Below are 17953 nucleotides of genomic sequence, written 5' to 3' on the forward strand. Positions count from 1 at the left end.
GGCGGGACCGACGGCATCCTCGCCATCAACAATGGCAGCGGTGCACTGTCGATCACCGCGACCGGCACGGTGACGGGGGCGAGCGGCTCCGGCATCTATGCAGTGAATAATTCCGCGGCCGCCGATTCGACGACAACATTATTAGTAGAAGACGGCTCCACAGTTAGCGGCGCCAGCGCCGGCGTTGGGCTTGTGTCGACGACCGGCCGGGCGGCAACCGTCGCCAATGCCGGTTCGATCAGCGGTGCCACGGGCGTGCTTGCGAGCGGCGGCCCGGCGACGATCTCTAACACCGGCACCATCATCGGCATCACCGGGCCCGCGATCGACCTCACTGCTGCCGGCGGTCCCAGCACCGTCAATCAGAAGGGCGGCGCGATTAGCGGCGACATCCTGCTTTCGGCGGCCGCCAATACGGTCAATATCACCGGCGGCGCGATCGCCGGTAACATTGTCGGTCAGGGCAGTGCCGAAACCAACTTTGCGCTCGGCAGCGGCAGCTTCACCTTCGCCGCGCCCTTCGCCATAACTGGCATGGCCGAGGTCGCCATGAACTCCGGTACGGTGGCCATTGCCGGCACGATCGACACCGATATGCTGACCGTGAATGGCGGCGCCATGAGCATTGCGGGCGCGGTCAACACCGAGGCCTTCGACCTGAATGGCGGCATATTGTCGGTCTCTTCCGACGCCAATCTGGGCTCGGGCTCGGGCGCGCTTGATTTCGACGGCGGCACGTTCGAGAATACCGCCGCCTTCGTCACCGCGCGCGACATCACGCTCAACGCCGGCGGCGGCACCTTCCGGACAGACGCCGATCTGACGGTGGCAAGCGCCATCACCGGCCCCGGCGCGCTGATAAAGACAGGCGCGGCCGCGCTGACGCTGAATGGCGTCAACACCTTTACGGGGCTGGCGGCCGTCAACGCCGGCGAGCTCGTCGTCGGCGACGACACCCATGCGGCGGCAAGCCTTGCCGGCGCCGTCATGGTCAACAGTGGCGGTACGCTCGGCGGCACAGGCACGGTCGGATCGACGACGATCGCGTCGGGCGGCACGATCGCGCCGGGCAATTCCATCGGCACCCTGACCGTCAAGGGCGACATCACCTTCGATGCCGGCTCGACCTATGTGGCCGAGATCAATCCGGCGCTTGACAGCGACCTGATCGATGCCAGCGGCAAGGCGACCATCGACGGCGGCACGGTCTATGCGGCGAAGGTCGCCGGCGTCTACACGCCCGACAGCCGCTGGACCATCCTCGGCGCTGATGGCGGCGTGACGGGCACGTTCGATACGCTCGACCAGAACATGCCCTTCGTCGATCTGGCGCTCGCCTATGATGCCGATCATGTCTATATCGACGCCACACGCAACGCCGTCTCCTTCTGCGACGTGGCCAGAACCTTCAACCAGTGCTCGACGGGCGACGGGGTTGAGAGCATAGGCATCGGCAATCCGGTCTATGATGCCGTCGCCGCCATTCCCGACGAGGACAGCGCCTACCAGGCGCTCGATGCCCTGTCGGGCGAGATATACACCTCCACCCAGTCGGCATTGATCGAGGACAGCCATTTCGTCCGCGATGCGGTCAACGATCGTATCCGGTCCGCCTTCGGCGATGCCACCGGCGCAGACATGCCGGTCATGGCCTATGGCGAGGGTGGACCTCGGCCGGCCGCCGCCGACAGCATCGGCCCGGTTGCCTGGGGCTATGCTTTCGGATCCTGGGGGTCCTTCGACGGCGACGGCAATGCTGCGGCCATGGATACCTCGACCGGCGGCTTCCTCACCGGCATCGACGGCGAGATCACGTCTGACATCCGCCTCGGCCTTCTTGCCGGGTACAGCCATTCCTCCTTCGATGTCGACGGCCGCGCCTCCTCCGGATCGAGCGACAATTATCATCTCGGCCTTTATGGCGGCGGCAAGTGGAACGCGTTCCGCCTCACCGGTGGCCTTGCCTATACATGGCACGATATCGAAACGGGCCGGTCGGTCGCCTTTCCCGGCTTCACTGACAGCCTGACAGGGGACTACAACGCCGGCACCTTCCAGGCCTTCGGCGAGGCCGGCTACCGCATCGATGCAGGTACGGTCGCCTTCGAGCCTTTCGCCAATCTGGCCTACGCAAACCTGCACACCGACGGCTTTACCGAGACAGGCGGCGCGGCGGCGCTTCATGTCGATGGCCAGACCACCGACACCACCTTCACCACGCTCGGCATCCATATCTCATCGGCCTTCACGCTCGGCGGCATGAAGGCCACCGCCCACGGCACGCTCGGCTGGCGCCATGCCTTCGGCAGCGTAACGCCGATCTCCACCCACGCCTTTGCCGACGGCGATGCCTTCACTATCGCCGGCGTGCCGATCGCAAAGGATGCCGCCCTCATCGAGGCCGGCGTCGATCTCGACCTCACCGAGGCCGCAACCCTCGGCCTCGCCTATCAGGGCCAGTTCGGCGACGGTGCCATGCAGAACGGCTTCAAGGCCGATCTCAGCGTCAGGTTCTAAACATGTCCAAACTACCATTCCGAACAATGGCCATTGCCATGCTTTGCGCCTGTGCTTCTTCCTGCGGCGCCGGCATGGGGACAGGAGGCCCTGCCAAGTGGGGCATCCTCATTGTAGTAGACCTATCAGGATTGGCAGATCGCCTGCCGGATCGCGGATAAAGCAAAACGCTGCTCCATGTCCCAGCAGCGGGTCGGCAAGAACCGCCAGCGCGTTCTTGCCTTGGAGTTGCAGGCCGGCCGCGACAGCACCGTGACGGGCGTTCTGGTGCTTCCCTTCGGGCTGCTGCTCGAAAAGGGCGTCACGCTCCAGATCGACGACAGGCCGACGCTTGCCCCCTGCAGGGCTACCGGCTCATCGACGTCGGGCCAGAAAACAAGAACTTCGCCTCGCTGTTGCCGGTTGCCAATTTCGGCCTGGGATATAATGAATACAAAGCGATTGAGGTCTCTGAAGTTATACGTTCGGTAGCTACCGGCAAGTCGGCATGGCCTACCGTTAGTGATGGCTATGAGATAATGCAGATTCTAGATGCATGCTTTTTATCGTCAGCCACAAGGCGATGGACACGAGTGTAGCGACCTCTGATTCGGAGGATTTACACTGTTCGCCTACAGTACGCTGGTTAGCCACGGGCTTTCCGTATCGGCCCGATCGCTTTGAAACGGGGCGATCAACTATAAGTCAAGTCTGGTCCGTCGACGTCTATTGGTGGAAACAACCGAAGCGTGGGGAGAACAGCGGTCCTCGCTTACAACAGATGAGTCTAATAACGTGCTTCGCAATGGGGAACCTAGTCTAACGCGACATTGAACGTCAGCTTCTCTGCGCAACCCGAATCTGCTTGTGATGCTCGCAATGTCCGCTTTTGGGAATTCGCACAATGACCTGAAGGACCGGCATGTGGACGCAAAGCTGCCATTCGCTGACGCTTAATCAGACTAGTAGTCTGAAATGGGGGCCGACAGCGGACCGGCAGCTTCGAGGCTCGGATTATAAGAAATGGACCTTCGGGGGGCACCCAGCGCGAATCGATGTGATCTGACCCACAGCCTGCCCGAATTCCTCGAAGAGTTCGACGAACTTAAGAAGCGCAACGGCTGGAGGCACAACAGCGGTGGCCGCCGCTTCGCGATCACCTTTCCTAAGCTGACTGCCAAAGCTTACGACGTCGGCTGCCGGCAGCAGATCCAGCTCGCCTGAAATCGGTACGACCCTACCTGAGCTATGCCCACGTCGATCCGACCTGACGCCCCAGGGCTCGCGGCACAAGCACCCCACTGTCCTTGCGGTCGATGATCCCTCGTGGGAGACGCACAATTTGCCGTCGGCTCTAACTGCCGCCACTACGTTCAGGCGCTCTCCAAACGCGATCTCGCCCGCTAGGATCACAGCGTTTCCGAAGACGCACCACCCTCGCCGATGGTGATCAAATGGCTGAAGGACATCCCGGTCGAGACGCCAAAGGGGATCGATCGGGGTTCGCGTAAATTATGGGGAATGCCCGCTGTTGCTGATGAAGCGACTGGCTTGCGTTAATCTGCATCGAAATCGCTGGAGAGGCATCAACTATAGGCGTAAGCCAATGATAATTATCATAAAACTAATGCTTTCCGCCACTGTTATTTCATAGAGCGGATTCCGGCTTCTCTACATGCAAATTGTGTAGTAGCATAGACATACACTCATATCATTCGAAGGCAGATCGATGTCTGTAAAAGCGTTCTCCTTGGCGTTAGCCGCCGGGGCATTAGTGCTGTGCGTGGGCGGCAATGAGTCTTTCGCCGAAGACTTCACGCTTACGATTCATCGGCAGTACACATCAGAGCAATGCACATCGGGATATCTAGCGATCAATGGGGAGATCAAGGCCTACACTCTTGAACTTCCGTGGCAAGGAAACGAACCAGAGATCAGTTCAATTCCGTCTGGGGAGTACTCCGCGAATCTGCGCTATGATCACGCTGACAAATGGCGAATTGAACTTAGAGATGTTCCGGCACGCTCGCTGGTACAAATACACACGGGCAATCTTCCTGCAGACAGTATTGGATGTATCCTAATTGGACAAGAACTTGGAGACGACCTGTGCTCAATAAAACCGGGCACGAGTGGGCCAGCGAACCGCGCCTTGAGGGAGGCTTTCTACGGCACCTCCGATCCAATCATGAGTCCGAATAAGCAGATCAGAGTCAAGATAGAGGGTGGTAGCAACTGAGGGGCCGTGAAATGAGAGTGTTCGCAATAACCGCCAGCTTTTTCTTCGCGCTAACTGGAATTTGCTACACTCAATCCCTTCAAATATTATGGGTAGATCCTGTAGCAGGCCCAATTTGCGCGGGACCGATGGGGCCAGGCCCATGTGCTCAAATACAGCAGTTACTCCAACGGCAAGGTAGAAGCTCACCTCCACCAGCGCTACCCCCGCTTCAGCAAATTGGGTTTGACCCTACCGTCGGTCCAATCTGTGCTGGCCCTTTGGGACCAGGGCCTTGCGAAGCGGTGGCGCGGTACCTTCAGCAACAATTTGGCCAGGCACCGCCAATCGTCACCGTGAACGTTCCTGAACCGCAACGGATTGGGAATGACCCTGTCATCGGGCCAATCTGTGCTGGCCCCCTGGGACCTGGACCCTGCGCGGCTGTGAAGGCGTATTTGGCTCGGTTAAAAGGAGGGTTTCAAGCGACACTCCCGGACATAACGTCGGTAAAAGTGGTGCGCAGTGACGTTCCCGGCGTAGAGGCCATGTGCGAGGGCGTGGCCGGTAAGCAGCCTTGCTCAATCTTTCAACAGGAGATCGTCGATTCTGGTCGGGGCCCGACAGTAGGTCCGCTCCCGAACCTCGATGCGCTTTCAGATGTAGAAACAGCCCGGGAATGCGCGAGTGAGGTTGGCTTAGATGTCGTCAATTTCGCCGCGTGTACGGGAGGAAACGCCGTTCTCCAGCCAAATCAACAAGAGCTGGTCGATTGCGCGGTCTCATCGGCAGGTACCCCTGAGTTCGCAAAATGCGCTGCACCGCTTCTTGGCGTCAAGATTACCAATCGACAGCAGAAACTAGCGGAATGTGCGTCTGATAGCGATGGTGATGCAAACAAACTTGCGGAATGCGCTGGGGGCGCGGCGCTTGGCCGGAACACCGCAAGTACTCTGAAGTGCTATCGAGAATCAAACGGCGATACGGAATCATTTGCTGGGTGCTCCGCGAAAAATATCCTTGGGGAAAATATGACCGAGGAGCAGCAGAAAGCGATTGCCTGCTTATCGGAGGCTCAAGACCAGAACGATGTGCTGAGCTGCTCGACGAACTTCGCCGATCTGACAGACGATCAAAAGGCGCTGATCAAATGCACGGTCAGTTCTGATGGAAACTCGTCGGATTTCATCGGCTGCGCAGGCTCTGCCGCCCTTGATAAGTATCTTGGTCGCGACGCCAAGACCGCAGTGCGTTGTGCGACGGATTCCGGCAATGATCCCGAGCAGTTCGCAATATGCGCGGCCTCTGGAATCCTCGGTCAGAACGCATCCAAAGAACAACAGATTGCCCTCACATGTGCGGCGGAGTCCGGCGGGGATATCGAAGGCATGGCTACTTGCACTGGCGCCAACCTTCTGAATATGAAACTGGGCCTCAATCCGGAGCAGCAAATCGCGGTTCAATGTCTGGTTTCCACTGGGGGACAACCATACGCCGCCGCCGGCTGCATGGCGACCAGACTAACAGCACGCGAACTCACAAAGTGCTTCACGGATGGTATAGGCGGCGATGGCTGCTTCGGCGACAACAATGACCTAACTGGAAGAAACGGCTGGACGGCGAGAACACTAGGGCAGATCGCCGGTGGGCCGAATTCGGTTATTAACAACCCTGATCAAATCTGGGGTGGCAACAACTCGTTCGTTCGAAATCCGAGTCAGATTTGGGGCGGCAACAACTCGTTCGTTCGAAATCCGAGTCAAATATGGGGAGGTAATAATTCGATCTTCAACAACCCCGGCCAACTGGCGCCTGCACCGGTGCAAGTTGGGAAGATCGGCAACACTCGGATTTGTCTTCCGTGGTGTTGAGCGAGTGCTGCGCGTGAAACGTTGACCCGGACTTGAGCCGCGCGCCACGCACACGCCGCGGCACATGGGACAATCTATGTGGCAACACGCACGCACTGCGCGTTGGGGGCGTAGCTTTGCGCGAGCCGAGTGGACACTCTCTGGCCCACGATCGCACTTCGCCCCGCAACCGGGCCTTGCGCCGCGACGAGCCCTGCCTGACGCCGACGCGTCTGAATGTATCCACCTGCTGTCCGTAGGCGCGAGGCCGCAACGACCAGGTCGGAGCTGCGCGATCACCAGCGGCAGTCGCCGCGACCGTCTAGACTAAACGCCCAGAAACACACGGCGGTGGTGTCGACGGCCCAGATCAGGCGCGGTCGCGTCCGCGTCAACATTTGCGCGACCACTACCTCGCCATGCAAAGGTCCCGCCCGCGTCGAGAAGGAGATCGACACGCTGCCGATCCTGCAGCGAATGTCCACACTTGGCGCAACGGCGATCTTTAGCTTGGTCGCCGGTGCTTTCAGCCGATGGCAAGGCTGGCCTGAACGGCCGACATGCGGCGCAAAGCGGTCATCGGCTGAAGATCAGACTGAATGTCTGAAACGCGCCTCATTGCCAGCCCTTTCACCGGCAAATTTGGCCGTCGGTAAACCGGTGTCGCTAATGTCGCCGCTGACGGCTACTGGAAGTTAGGGCACCAACAGCTCTCGAAGATTTCGGACGAGTTCCACTCGTGCGGCATCCTCGGAGACACCCCACAAGCCAGCCAAATCCGACGTTGCTTTCGAGACATCTCCTGGACGGATTGGCCCATCGTCTCGCTCAATGAAAGGGCCATCTGTTTCCGTGAGCACCCGATCTCGTGGCAGAATTGAAACAACTTTGCGCGCTGACGGACTAGCGAACATTCGCTCGTTCACGGAAAAATAGCACCCGAGCGAAAGTGCGCGCCGTGCCTCTGACAAGCTTCCCGAGAACCAGTGAAGAACAATGCGGCCCCGGCCCGGCGGCAGAAGCTCCTCAACGTTGTCCAACACTGCCTTTGCCGCCCGAACGCTATGGACACTCAGGATTTTGTCGCCGTGCTTTGCGCATGCCATCAGGATACGCCGGAACACTCGTACCTGCTCGGTAAAGCCAGCGTAGTGGTTTGGGCTGGCGTCAAGTCCGACCTCGCCCACATATCGCGTCTCGTTCAGCAGTGCCTCGAATAGGGGCAACTCGGACGCGCGTTCCGCAGCCAATTGTGGATGAAGCCCAAGCGCTACGCGCACATAATGGGCTTGGCGGGTCAAGTCTCTGTTGCGTCGAAATGCTTTTGGCGTGGTTGTCACGGCTAAGGTGGCAACGTGAGCCTCTTCGCAGGCCAAAACTGCCAGCCGGAGATCAGGATAAAGATCGAGATGGCAGTGGAAATCTACAGAGCGAGGCGAAATTGATGTCATTGGAGAGGCATGCCCCATACCGGCGAGTTGGGGAACCCCTAGCCGCATCAAATCTGCGAACAGAAAATGCAGTCGAAAATCTGGCGGTTAGCCAGGTGCGCTCTCAACCGCGTGAAGCAATTCGCTTACTTCTGCAACGCCCCGTCGAAAAACATCGACGAAATCATTCACCTCGGCCGGGGCGTCGTTCAAGGGACCCGGAATACGCGCGAGAGCGTTCGCGCTAGCCGGGTTTGCCGACAAACGTGAGATCATGAGCTCGAACGATCGAATGTGCTCCCCTTCGGCTCTGGTCGTGTCTAACCGTCGCTCTTCGAGATCCGGCACGAGGTAAAGCGTCGGGTCGCGCCCCGCGAATCCTTTGTGAAGGGCCGCCCGGCGAATGAGGCACGGCACGCAGGTCCCGCAGTGACGAGGGGAAAGCCCGCGGTAACGCGCTTTGGCCGGCGACGAACACGACATCGACAACGGTACTGCGGATGAGAGAAGCGCGACGTCCGCGCAGTTTTGCACCATCTCGCCTTTCGTCTTGTGTCTGTAGGGGTTGTCGAGCACAGCAGTGATAGCCAGACGTTCAAGTAGGCTGTTAAACTGGGCTAGGTAGTGCGGATGTGTAGTGCGTGTGCTTAGTGCGCCGAGGCGAAGCGGATCCAGTGGAACGTTCAACCCGATGAAACCATTTTCGGGAACTACGATCCGTTTCTGCCCCGTCAAAGCCGAGGCGGCCAGTGCTGCTAACGCAAAGAACACGAACGACCGTCCGCGCTGGGTATTTTCGATTTCTCCGGTCTTCACCTGATATCGGTCAAACCCGAGTCTTGTCCGCATGACTTTGACACCAGCGTTGGAATAGCGCCCCTCCAGCTTACTCCAAACCGCACGCTGTGCCTTGCTGGTCTCGCCGTCGTACCAATGGCTGACAAGCAGCGGCTTTCGACCAGCCGCGATGAGGTCAATTGCGCCGACCAAACTGTCCAGTCCACCTGAGAACAAGCAGACCTCGTCGAAATGCTCCAGCGGCAGCTTGGCCGGGTCCGGCGCTATCTGCCTGAAGCTGCTCGGTCGTGGACGAAAAAAGATCCGCCAGCGATCACCGGTCAGGAACTGCAGCATCTCCCCCAGCGCGCCCGCCTGCTCCGTCCAAAGACCGGGATCGGACACAGGAGCGACCAAGTCGATTTCTCTGGTCCAGCCGTTTTGGGAGTTCTGGGCGCGCGACATACGCGTGTCCGCGGCGCTAACTAGAGCCGCAACAATGATCAGGTCGATGGCGACCTCACTGGGTTTGCGATCACGAGCCTTCAGGAAATCGAGAGCACTCCCAAGCCCGTAGTCCAGACGCTGATACGCACCCACGAACTGAATCGGGACCTCTGTTGAATCCGGCTGCGCCAGCGTGATCGGCGCCGTGTCGCCGAGACCCAGGCGCGCTACAAATGTGATGCGTCTCACGAGCTTTCTCCCAGAATCCGGATCGCTTCGAAGGACCGCTCGTAAATTGTGTCGACCAAGCCGTCGATGTTGGCCTGAGGAATATCCCTGAGGACTTGGCCCGAGGCGGTGAAGACATCACGGACAGATCCCTCCACAAAAGAGTGGAGCTCGCGTTCGATGCGCTGAACGGCTTGGATGTCTTCGGGAAGCCGAATCGACCTGGTTCCCAGCTCATTGAAAAGTTTGGCCTCGATCGAGCGCGCGATCGTCCCGAGGAAGACTGCGTCGAGAGCAGGCGGCGTCATCGCGTCGAGCGGCACATCGCCACTCGTGGTGAGCTCCGCGGCCGTGGCAAGCATTGCATCGCGCGCAATAGCTTCGTCAATTGTGCCTCCTGCGGGGCACAGCACGTCGGCCAATGCAGCAAAAACAGCCGAAGCGGGCTGGCCAGCTAGGTTTTCCAAATTGAAAGGGCTCAGTGCAGCAGCTGCCCCGAGCCGGGCGACATCGCTGACCAGGCCAGCGATTCCAGCCGCGACCCCCTTGGACGGCGCCATGATCCGGCTCGCCGCTCGGGCGCCGCCAACTGCCCTAACGTATTTGCCGGCGCCCCGCCGAAGCGACCGTCCCGCTCCTCCCTGGGACCGAGCTGCATGGGTAAAGTCGCGACGCGCACCGCTCAAACTCGCCCCTGCCGAGGGCGGCGGGAGAGCCGGCAGCGGCACGGGATTGGGTGGAAGTGGTAGCGGCCGTTGGGGCGGCCGAGGCTCGGGTGTTCCGGGCGGCACCGGACTACTTGGTAGCACAGGTGCTGGTATAGGCCGGGGTGGCGGTGGGGCCGACGGCGGCTGCGGAACCGGGTCGCCAACCCAAGTTGGCACAAGTCCGCGCCGCGATCCCCGATTGCTTCCGGAGGTGCCCACTAGCTTCGCCTTCCCGACTTAGGCGGCTTGATCGCAAGCTTGGCCATAGCGCTCAATTTGGTGTTCTCGGTCTGCTCGGCCCATTGACGCAACAGCGCATCGAAGCGAGGCTTCGTCTGGGCGTTAAACGCTTCGTTCCACCCTGTCGTCACCCAGGCGCCCAGCTTGCTCGCAGGCAGTCGCTGCAAAAATTCGATCAAGGCTTCCTGCATTGCAGGTCTGTGGGAAGTGAAAAAAGCTAGGCCCTCCGCAGCCTGTGGGCGGCTCTGCGTAAGGTCATCGGCTGCGTTGATCTTTGCCACAAGGCCGGTAAAAACTCGATCCGCATCGGCCGCAGACAAGCCGGTGATGGCGGTAGGATCGCTCGTTCTGATCACCATAGTTGTTCCGGATAGCCGCTCGATCAGCGTTTCGACTGCCCCAGCGATTGCTGGCGTCGAGAAGACAGCGCGCCGATCGCGACTGATGAAGACGTACGGTCGCAAGTCTAAATCGGCGAGTTTCGGCTCGATTTTGGCCCATCTGCTGGGCCACTCAAGGCCTTCGCTTCGGGGCGCCTGTTTCTTCCCGGCGGTCGGCTTGGAATCCGCTTCCGCTGGCTCCGAGGGTTCTTGCTCTAGCTGCCGCGCGGTCGCCGAGCGCCCATCCGACCCAGTATCGCGCGCGATCGTCTCAAAGACATCGGGAGCGAAACGCTCGGCGAGCATCAGCTTCGCCAGGACTGGAGGCTTGAGATCGTCGCCAAACCCCCGCTCTTCGGCGATCGCCATCCGCAGGCTCATCGTGTTCACGAAGCGCTTGACTTGGCGCGGGTTGCCGTGCGCGCCCTCGGTCAAGATGGGCGTGATCTCCGATGCTACCTGGATCGCCTCCTCAAGCTCTGCCGGGATCGTTCCGATCTTTTTGGTTATCTCTTCGCGCGTGAAGCCGTCCTGCCAAGGCCGCTTGAGCGCGCCACTCGCGATGGCAAGAAGCTCGGTGAATGCCTTTGCGCCGGGGTCGATACCTGCGTTCAGATAGAGCAACAGGGTGACGTAGACCCGCGTCTCCAAGTTCCCGAGCGGCGGCATCCGGAAAGGCACCTGAATAAGCTTTTCAAGGTAGCTTCGCGCATAAGTATTGACACCCGAGGAGGCAGGGAGATCGGGAAAATGGTCCCGGACCGCATACTCGATCATCCCTTCATCTGCAGCGATGACGAACGAGGCCTTCGGCACAAACAGGAATAGGCGGATTGCCTCAAGGGTTGCTATCGCTGTTTTTGGTAAACACCGGTCGAGGTCGTCGACGAGGACGACAAGCCGGTCGATCTGGGCGACGTCAAGTAGATCCTGGAAATCCTTCCGGAACTGATGCATGCGGTCAGGAGCTGTGTCTTCCGGCTTCTCGGCCGTGAAGTGTTCCTGCGCGCCATCGAGGATTTTCTTGAACGTGTCCCCGGTCAATACCGCCTTGGGGTCAGCCATGACGCTGTCGGCGATCTTGCTAACACCTTTTAAGATATCTCCTTGCGGCATGCCGCTGTAAAACGTCAGCGCCGCACTTCCCAGGGTACGCGCTACTTTGAACCAGTTGATACTCTTGAGAACATCACCGGCCTTTTCCTTTACCTTGGCCAGGGTGGATCGCTTTTTGAGCAACTCCGCAACGATCGTCTCTATCAGGACGGCCTTGGCATCATCGTATCCCTCAAACAGCCAGCCGTTGAAGCGGACGCACAGGGTTGAATCTTCGTCCGCGAACGCTCGCCCGATCATCAGCAACGCACTGGATTTACCGGCGCCCCAATCCCCGTGGAGACCAATGCTCAGCGGCTCCGACGACTTCTCGCGAATGAGCTTGACCACAGTCCTAGCAATTGGCTCGTAATAGAGATAGTCAATATGGGTTTCATTGTCGGCAATAATCATAGGCACCCCCCTTAATAGTCTGTACTCAATTTGCTGCACTTTCAAGAGGTAGTCGTTTTGATTGAGAGGCAGACGCCGGGCGAAATGCCCGAACAAATCCGCAATATTGTTTAACGACAACGGGAGTCGCCGGCCTCGAGCCACTAAGTGAGGCCTTATTTAGTCGCCAGCTTTTCATCGAATGCGCCCGGTCCATAGAACGCCCTGTGAGCAGGTTTGAACTCAGCGTTTGGCGGCAGGTTATCGAATATCGCAAAGCGTTCAATGTAGACCTTGAAGTTCTCGGCGCGACTGGTCAGGCCGTTATAAAACAGGACCAGCAGCTCATCGTTGGATATCAGCGCCCTCAGAACCTTGATGTATTTCATCTTATCGTGCTGAAGGTTCTCATCAATGTAACGGATCAGGTTGTAGAGGTAGCGGTAGTAGTGGGCGAGATCGCCGGAAAACTTGCCCCATAGTGCTTCGTGGCCGTCAAGGGCTCGGTCCAGTTCGCTGCGTTTACGGCTTTTCTTGTAGCCTTCCTCTATCTCATTCGCGAAGAATCTGAAGCAGTCCCTGCCGTGTAGTGTTTCCCTTCCGGAGCGATGCACGTCCATGGCGTTGACGATGGCATTGTGGAGGTTGAGCATCTCGAAGAATGTTGCCTCCTTCGCCCCTTGGTGCGCCTCCGCCAGTCCTCGCTGCTGGAGCAGGATGGTGATGAGCAAGCCCATGAAGGTTAGGAAGGTCAGGACCGGGTTGACGACACCGCCCACAAAGTCCCCGAATGTGCCGAGACTTAACTGGTCGCCAGACTTCCACGCGTCGAGATAGAGCGCCAATCCCAGCACCGCGACCAGAACAAACAGCCCGGCAACGAAGAGCCGGAACACGCCATTTGTGCTGTTCTGGTCTTTCGGCTGGACGATGCTGTCAAAGCCCTTCCGCAGCAGCCCGAACCGCAACTCTGCCAAGAGAAACGCAACTACTACGGCGGCAAACGCCCAATTGTGCCACATCGCTGTATCCCCCCAAATCTCAGCAGAGATATCACGATTCAACACGGCGGAAGAGGCTACTATGGGCTCAATCACTCTTCGCCCCCTTGTGCTAGGGTCTCCAGCTGTTTGACCGATTCGACGGGTGGACGCCGTGCCTGCTCTAATGGAAACGATCAGAGCCCGTGAGGCAGAGCGGACGAAGCTCATTCAGTCGCTTTCCTACCTCAACGTCCCACAGGCATTGCAGATGTTCTGGGCAGTTAACATGCTGCAATCTGAGAATCCACCGGCCGACATCGCCAGATATCTGACCTTCCCTGCCTCAGCGGCTGGCGCACCTATGGGATCTCCCTACCACGCGCTGAAATGGGAAATCGAGAACGTTATCCTGCTCATGCTGGCGAATCCTACCAGCGGGCTAAAGTCCGCTCATCCATCGGAATTGCGAAAGTTTGACACCGTCTGCAAAATACTCAATCAATACAAGGCGGCCAAGATTGCCGAGGACCGCATCCTTATCAGCGACAGGACCGTGCTGGAGGAAATCCCTCGCATGGCGCTTGAGCAGTTTATCTGGCAGCGGGAGTTCTTCCACAGCCAGCGCATGCACCTGTATTACTTCATCTATGGCCAAGGCTCCTGCGCTGGCTATTTCGAGCAGAAATACGGGCTCCCCATCGACCAATTCGCATTGAACTGCGTCGGGCTCTACTCCTACGCTCAGACGACCGGATGGCACCTGAGACCCAGGTTGCCCGAGGAGGACATTGGCCTGCGGCCGGACAGCATGGACCTGATTTCCAAGGAGCTTTTCACTTTGCGGGAATTGACCCGCGAGCGTATCGACACCCTAACAGCCGCCAACAAGTCCAATCTTGCTTACCTGCCGAGCACTTTGAGGCAATTCCCAATCGTCTCTTCGGTCGCGGTTGGGAAGCAGTTCATTTCCCCCTTCCCGCAGCTCATCATATTCCGTGCTACGTCGGGCCTCTATTTCGACTTGTGCGACGGTCCCAAGGCGATGATGGACGAGGCGCGGGAACGGTTCGAGCAGTACGGCAAGATGCTGATCGAGGCGCGGTGCCCTAGGTTCAAGGTCTCGCGGGAGCAGCCGTTCGGCGCCAGGAAACGGCCTTTGAAAACCCCAGACCTCCTTGTGCAGGATGGCGACCAGATCAGGGTAGTCTTTGAATGCAAAGCCACCAAACTCACGTTCCAGGCTCAGTACGCCGAGAACCAGTACGAAGCTGCGTCGGGCGCTTACAACCAGATTGCTAAAGGCATGTCGCAGCTGTGGAGGTTTTTCGCACGAGCCCGCAATGGCACTTACACCAACATACCGGTGGCGCCGGATGCGGTTGGCGTGGTCCTCACCCTGGACTCATGGTTCGCGCTGACCAGACTGCATCTGCCCGCCATCCGCGCCAAAGCCGTGGAGCTTTGCGCCGACGAGCCTGATATCCTCCCCAAGGACATGAGAGATATCGTATTCTGCTCCATCGACGACCTGGACGACTTGCTGGCAGTGTCGGACGAGGACCAGACGATGGAGGTTCTGCGCAAAGCGCTGCTACCCGAATACGAGGGTTGGGAATTGGCAAACATAAGGCGCCCAGCTTGGGAAGAGCCGCTGGAAAGGAAGGCCTATCCCTTTCATGTTGCCGACGTGCTCCCGCTTTGGGATGAGATCGGAGGCGAGCGGCGGCAGCGGCGACAGCGCGACTAGCTATCGTTCTTCCTAACAATCATTTGCTTGACCTCCAGGCAAAGGGTTTTGGCATGACAGAATGTTCGCTCATTGGTTGCCTGCCGCCGGTTCTCGCGACTATCCCCGCACATTCCCCTGGACTTCGTTGCGCACGCAAGCATTGCTGTAGGTAACGACTCGGCGGTTATCGCCTCCCCCAAAGACCAAGGTCTCCCAACCCGCTAGGCGGGCTCAAGTCAGTACAGGCGCCGGATTGGCCGACGCCTCAAACTGAGGAGAACGACCATGGCGACACTCGGCACCGATCAAGGCACATATTCAGACAACGACAAGCTTCAGATCCCGCCGGAGCCACATGAGCATATTTGGGACGCACCGCCCGCAGCGTCCAAGCGGGCGAAGAAGGCGAAGTCGCCCAAAAAGAAAGCTGGTGACGCAGGAGGCCGGGTCGAGGCGGCACCGGCAAAGCCAGCGAAGGTTGTTGTGCCCCGCAACGAGAGCAAGCAGAGCAAATCAGACCTAGTGCTGAAGAAGCTTCGGCTGGCCAAGGGCGCAACGATCGAGATGCTGATGGAAGCGACCGGCTGGCAGGCACACTCGGTACGGGGCTTCTTGTCGGCAGTGGTCAAGAAGAAGCTCGGCCTCAACTTGGTCAGCGACGTCGGCAAGGACGGGGTTCGGCGATATCGCATCGATGAAAGCGCCAAGGGCGGCGCTTGATGGTCATGCGCGGCAAGCTCGATATCGAAGCAGAGGTCGCTCCCTTAGGCGACCTCTCTCGCGAGGAACTCGCAGCCCGATGGGAGAAGATCTATAGATGCTCGCCACCAAAGGGTGTCAGACGTGAACTTCTGATCAGGGCAGCAGCCTGGCATCTTCAGGCAAAGCGTCTCGGTGGATTTTCCACCGAGACGCGTCGCATGCTCAGGTCCGCTATAGACCGGGTCGAGAAGAAGATCGCCGACCGCGACAGCCAAGCTAACGTCGTCGTCGACGACATCAAGGTGACGATCGCGCGGAAGCGCAAACAAGTCTTGCCAGGCGCCCGGCTGGTTCGTGACTGGAACGGCAAGACCCACATCGTCGACGTGATTGGGGATGGCTTCGTCTTCGAGGCCAAGGTCTACCCATCGCTGTCGTCGATCGCGCGTAAGATTACAGGCGCGCATTGGTCCGGTCCGAGGTTCTTCGGGCTATGAGCAGCAACTCGACACCTCGCCTGCGCTGTGCCGTCTATACTCGCAAGTCGAGCGAGGAAGGCCTCGACCAGGAATTCAACTCGCTCGATGCCCAACGCGAGGCATGCGTTGCTTTCATCGCCTCGCAGGTTGGCCTTGGCTGGAAGCTTGTTCCAGATCGCTATGACGACGGCGGCATTTCTGGTGGGACGATGGAGCGCCCTGCCCTGCAGCGGCTGCTCCAGGACATCCGCGACGGGAAGGTGGATGTCGTGGTCGTCTATAAGATCGACCGCCTCACTCGCTCGCTGATGGACTTCTCTAAAATCGTGGAGATCTTCGATGCCAGCTCGGTATCATTCGTATCGGTCACACAGCAGTTCAACACCACCACCTCAATGGGCAGGCTGACGCTCAATGTCCTTCTGTCTTTCGCTCAGTTTGAGCGCGAGGTCACAGCCGAGCGCATCCGCGACAAGATCGCGGCATCCAAGAAGAAGGGCATGTGGATGGGCGGTGTGGTGCCGCTTGGCTACCGCGTGGAGCACCGAAAGCTTATCATCGACGACGCCGAGGCGAAGATCGTCCGACACCTCTTCGAGCGCTATCTTGTTTTGAAGTCCGTGCGTGACCTTGCCGACGAGGCCGCGCGCGAAGGCCTCGTCACTCGAACCCGCGAACGACAGGACGGGAGCGTTGCTGTGACGACGCCATTCGGCCGCGGCAATCTTTATCACCTGCTCTCGAACCCAATCTACATCGGCAAGATCAAGCACAAGGATCAGGTGTACGACGGCGAGCACGAGCCGATCATTGCAGGTCCAGTGTTCGAAGCGGCGCAGGCGCTTTTGGCCATTCAGGCGCCGCGACGTAGGAGCATTTCGAACGTCACACAGCCTCATCTTCTCACCGGGCTGCTGTTCGACGAACACGGCGAGAAGCTGCGATCAGTGCATGCCAACACGCGCGGCGTTCGCTATCGCTACTACGTCTCAAAACAGTTCGTTGATCAGCGGCGCGGCAGCTCTGACGGATGGCGCCTTCCCGCCGACGCAGTTGAATCAGTAATTGAGCATCAGCTGAATCGCATTCTCAGCGATCACAGCCAAATCGCTGATTTGATTCAGCGATGGGGAAATGCAGCCGAAATCCAAAACGCGATGCGTCGCGCGGCTCAGGTCAAGGCGGCCTGGAGGTCCAACACGGCCGACGCTAGGCGATCGCTGCTGCAAAAGCTTGTCCGACGCATCGTGCTTGGACAGAAGTCGCTGGCCGTCGACATCGAACGCCGAGCACTCTGCGAACATCTGCTCGACCAACCTTTGCCATCGGATGGCGGTACCGAGACCTTTTCGATCTCTTGCCCATTCGACATCAAGCGACGCGGTGTCGAAATGCGCATTGTTCTGACGGATGACTCATCCAACACCGCTGAGCCGGACGCCGGATTGATCGACGTGGTGCAACGCTCCCAGCGGTATCTCCATCAACTTACAGACGGCTCTGGCCGAAGCCTGACGGAGGTCGCCAACTTGAACGCGACGACGGTCTCTGAGGTGAGCAGGCTGCTGCCGCTGGCGTTCCTCTCGCCCAACATCGTGTCCAAGATCATCGCCGGCAACCAGCCAGTCGAACTGACAGCCCATCGGTTGTCGCGGCTCCCAGGCCTTCCCCTCGCCTGGTCCGATCAGTCTGCCCTGCTCGGCCTCTGATTCCGACCATCAGCCGAGCATCGCTTTTCCAAACAGTTGGCTACGGAAATGGGCCTAGAGAGACGAGGCCGCAAATCCGGGGCATTCTGG

General features: G+C 59.1%; 14 protein-coding genes. 9 read left to right on the forward strand and 5 right to left on the reverse strand.

The annotated features are described in order from the left end of the window. The 5 genes from LB533_RS23660 to LB533_RS23680 form a co-directional block, all read left to right on the forward strand. Window positions 1-2517, forward strand: a 2517-nt coding sequence (locus LB533_RS23660) for an autotransporter domain-containing protein (RefSeq protein ID WP_224678326.1), incomplete at its 5' end; no start/stop codon positions are given. Between the two features lie 138 nt (window positions 2518-2655). Then, the gene (locus LB533_RS30220; RefSeq protein ID WP_224678372.1) at window positions 2656-2988 is read left to right on the forward strand and encodes an invasion associated locus B family protein; all 333 of its coding nucleotides are present in this window, start codon (window positions 2656-2658) and stop codon (window positions 2986-2988) included. Window positions 2989-3519: 531 nt separating this feature from the next. Continuing rightward, window positions 3520-3720 (forward strand): hypothetical protein, encoded by a 201-nt coding sequence (locus LB533_RS23670; protein ID WP_224678327.1) that lies wholly within the window; start codon window positions 3520-3522, stop codon window positions 3718-3720. Between the two features lie 505 nt (window positions 3721-4225). After that, a complete protein-coding gene (locus LB533_RS23675) occupies window positions 4226-4735 on the forward strand; it encodes a DUF5675 family protein (protein WP_224678328.1) in 510 nt (169 codons plus the stop codon). Between the two features lie 527 nt (window positions 4736-5262). Then, a complete protein-coding gene (locus tag LB533_RS23680) occupies window positions 5263-6585 on the forward strand; it encodes a hypothetical protein (protein ID WP_224678329.1) in 1323 nt (440 codons plus the stop codon). 674 nt (window positions 6586-7259) lie between these two features. Here the strand turns inward: LB533_RS23680 and qatD are convergent. From qatD to LB533_RS23705, 5 genes are all read right to left on the reverse strand, one after another. Continuing rightward, a complete protein-coding gene (qatD, locus tag LB533_RS23685) occupies window positions 7260-8063 on the reverse strand; it encodes a Qat anti-phage system TatD family nuclease QatD (protein ID WP_318012462.1) in 804 nt (267 codons plus the stop codon). A 39-nt stretch (window positions 8064-8102) separates the two neighbouring features. Beyond that, on the reverse strand, window positions 8103-9467 hold the full coding sequence (qatC, locus tag LB533_RS23690; protein WP_224678331.1) for a Qat anti-phage system QueC-like protein QatC: 1365 nt from the start codon (window positions 9465-9467) through the stop codon (window positions 8103-8105). Continuing rightward, window positions 9464-10372: a Qat anti-phage system associated protein QatB gene (qatB, locus tag LB533_RS30055; RefSeq protein WP_318012463.1), complete on the reverse strand. Its 909-nt coding sequence runs from the start codon at window positions 10370-10372 to the stop codon at window positions 9464-9466. Before qatB ends, qatC begins: the two co-directional genes overlap by 4 nt. Then, window positions 10372-12282: a Qat anti-phage system ATPase QatA gene (gene qatA / locus LB533_RS23700; RefSeq protein WP_224678333.1), complete on the reverse strand. Its 1911-nt coding sequence runs from the start codon at window positions 12280-12282 to the stop codon at window positions 10372-10374. Before qatA ends, qatB begins: the two co-directional genes overlap by 1 nt. Before the next feature lie 155 nt (window positions 12283-12437). Then, window positions 12438-13283 (reverse strand): putative phage abortive infection protein, encoded by an 846-nt coding sequence (locus LB533_RS23705; RefSeq protein ID WP_224678334.1) that lies wholly within the window; start codon window positions 13281-13283, stop codon window positions 12438-12440. Window positions 13284-13428: 145 nt separating this feature from the next. Here LB533_RS23705 and LB533_RS23710 point away from each other — a divergent pair, with 145 nt between their 5' ends. From LB533_RS23710 to LB533_RS23725, 4 genes are all read left to right on the forward strand, one after another. Then, window positions 13429-14991 (forward strand): hypothetical protein, encoded by a 1563-nt coding sequence (locus LB533_RS23710; protein ID WP_224678335.1) that lies wholly within the window; start codon window positions 13429-13431, stop codon window positions 14989-14991. 267 nt (window positions 14992-15258) lie between these two features. Further along, complete coding sequence (locus tag LB533_RS23715; RefSeq protein ID WP_224678336.1) at window positions 15259-15693, forward strand: DUF3489 domain-containing protein; 435 nt, start codon at window positions 15259-15261, stop codon at window positions 15691-15693. Continuing rightward, on the forward strand, window positions 15693-16172 hold the full coding sequence (locus LB533_RS23720) for a DUF2924 domain-containing protein (protein WP_224678337.1): 480 nt from the start codon (window positions 15693-15695) through the stop codon (window positions 16170-16172). Before LB533_RS23715 ends, LB533_RS23720 begins: the two co-directional genes overlap by 1 nt. After that, complete coding sequence (locus LB533_RS23725) at window positions 16169-17863, forward strand: recombinase family protein (protein ID WP_224678338.1); 1695 nt, start codon at window positions 16169-16171, stop codon at window positions 17861-17863. Before LB533_RS23720 ends, LB533_RS23725 begins: the two co-directional genes overlap by 4 nt. Window positions 17864-17953: the final 90 nt, after the last annotated feature.

Origin of the sequence: Mesorhizobium sp. BR1-1-13 (assembly GCF_020165515.1) — a bacterium.
Taxonomy (GTDB): Bacteria; Pseudomonadota; Alphaproteobacteria; order Rhizobiales; family Rhizobiaceae; genus Mesorhizobium.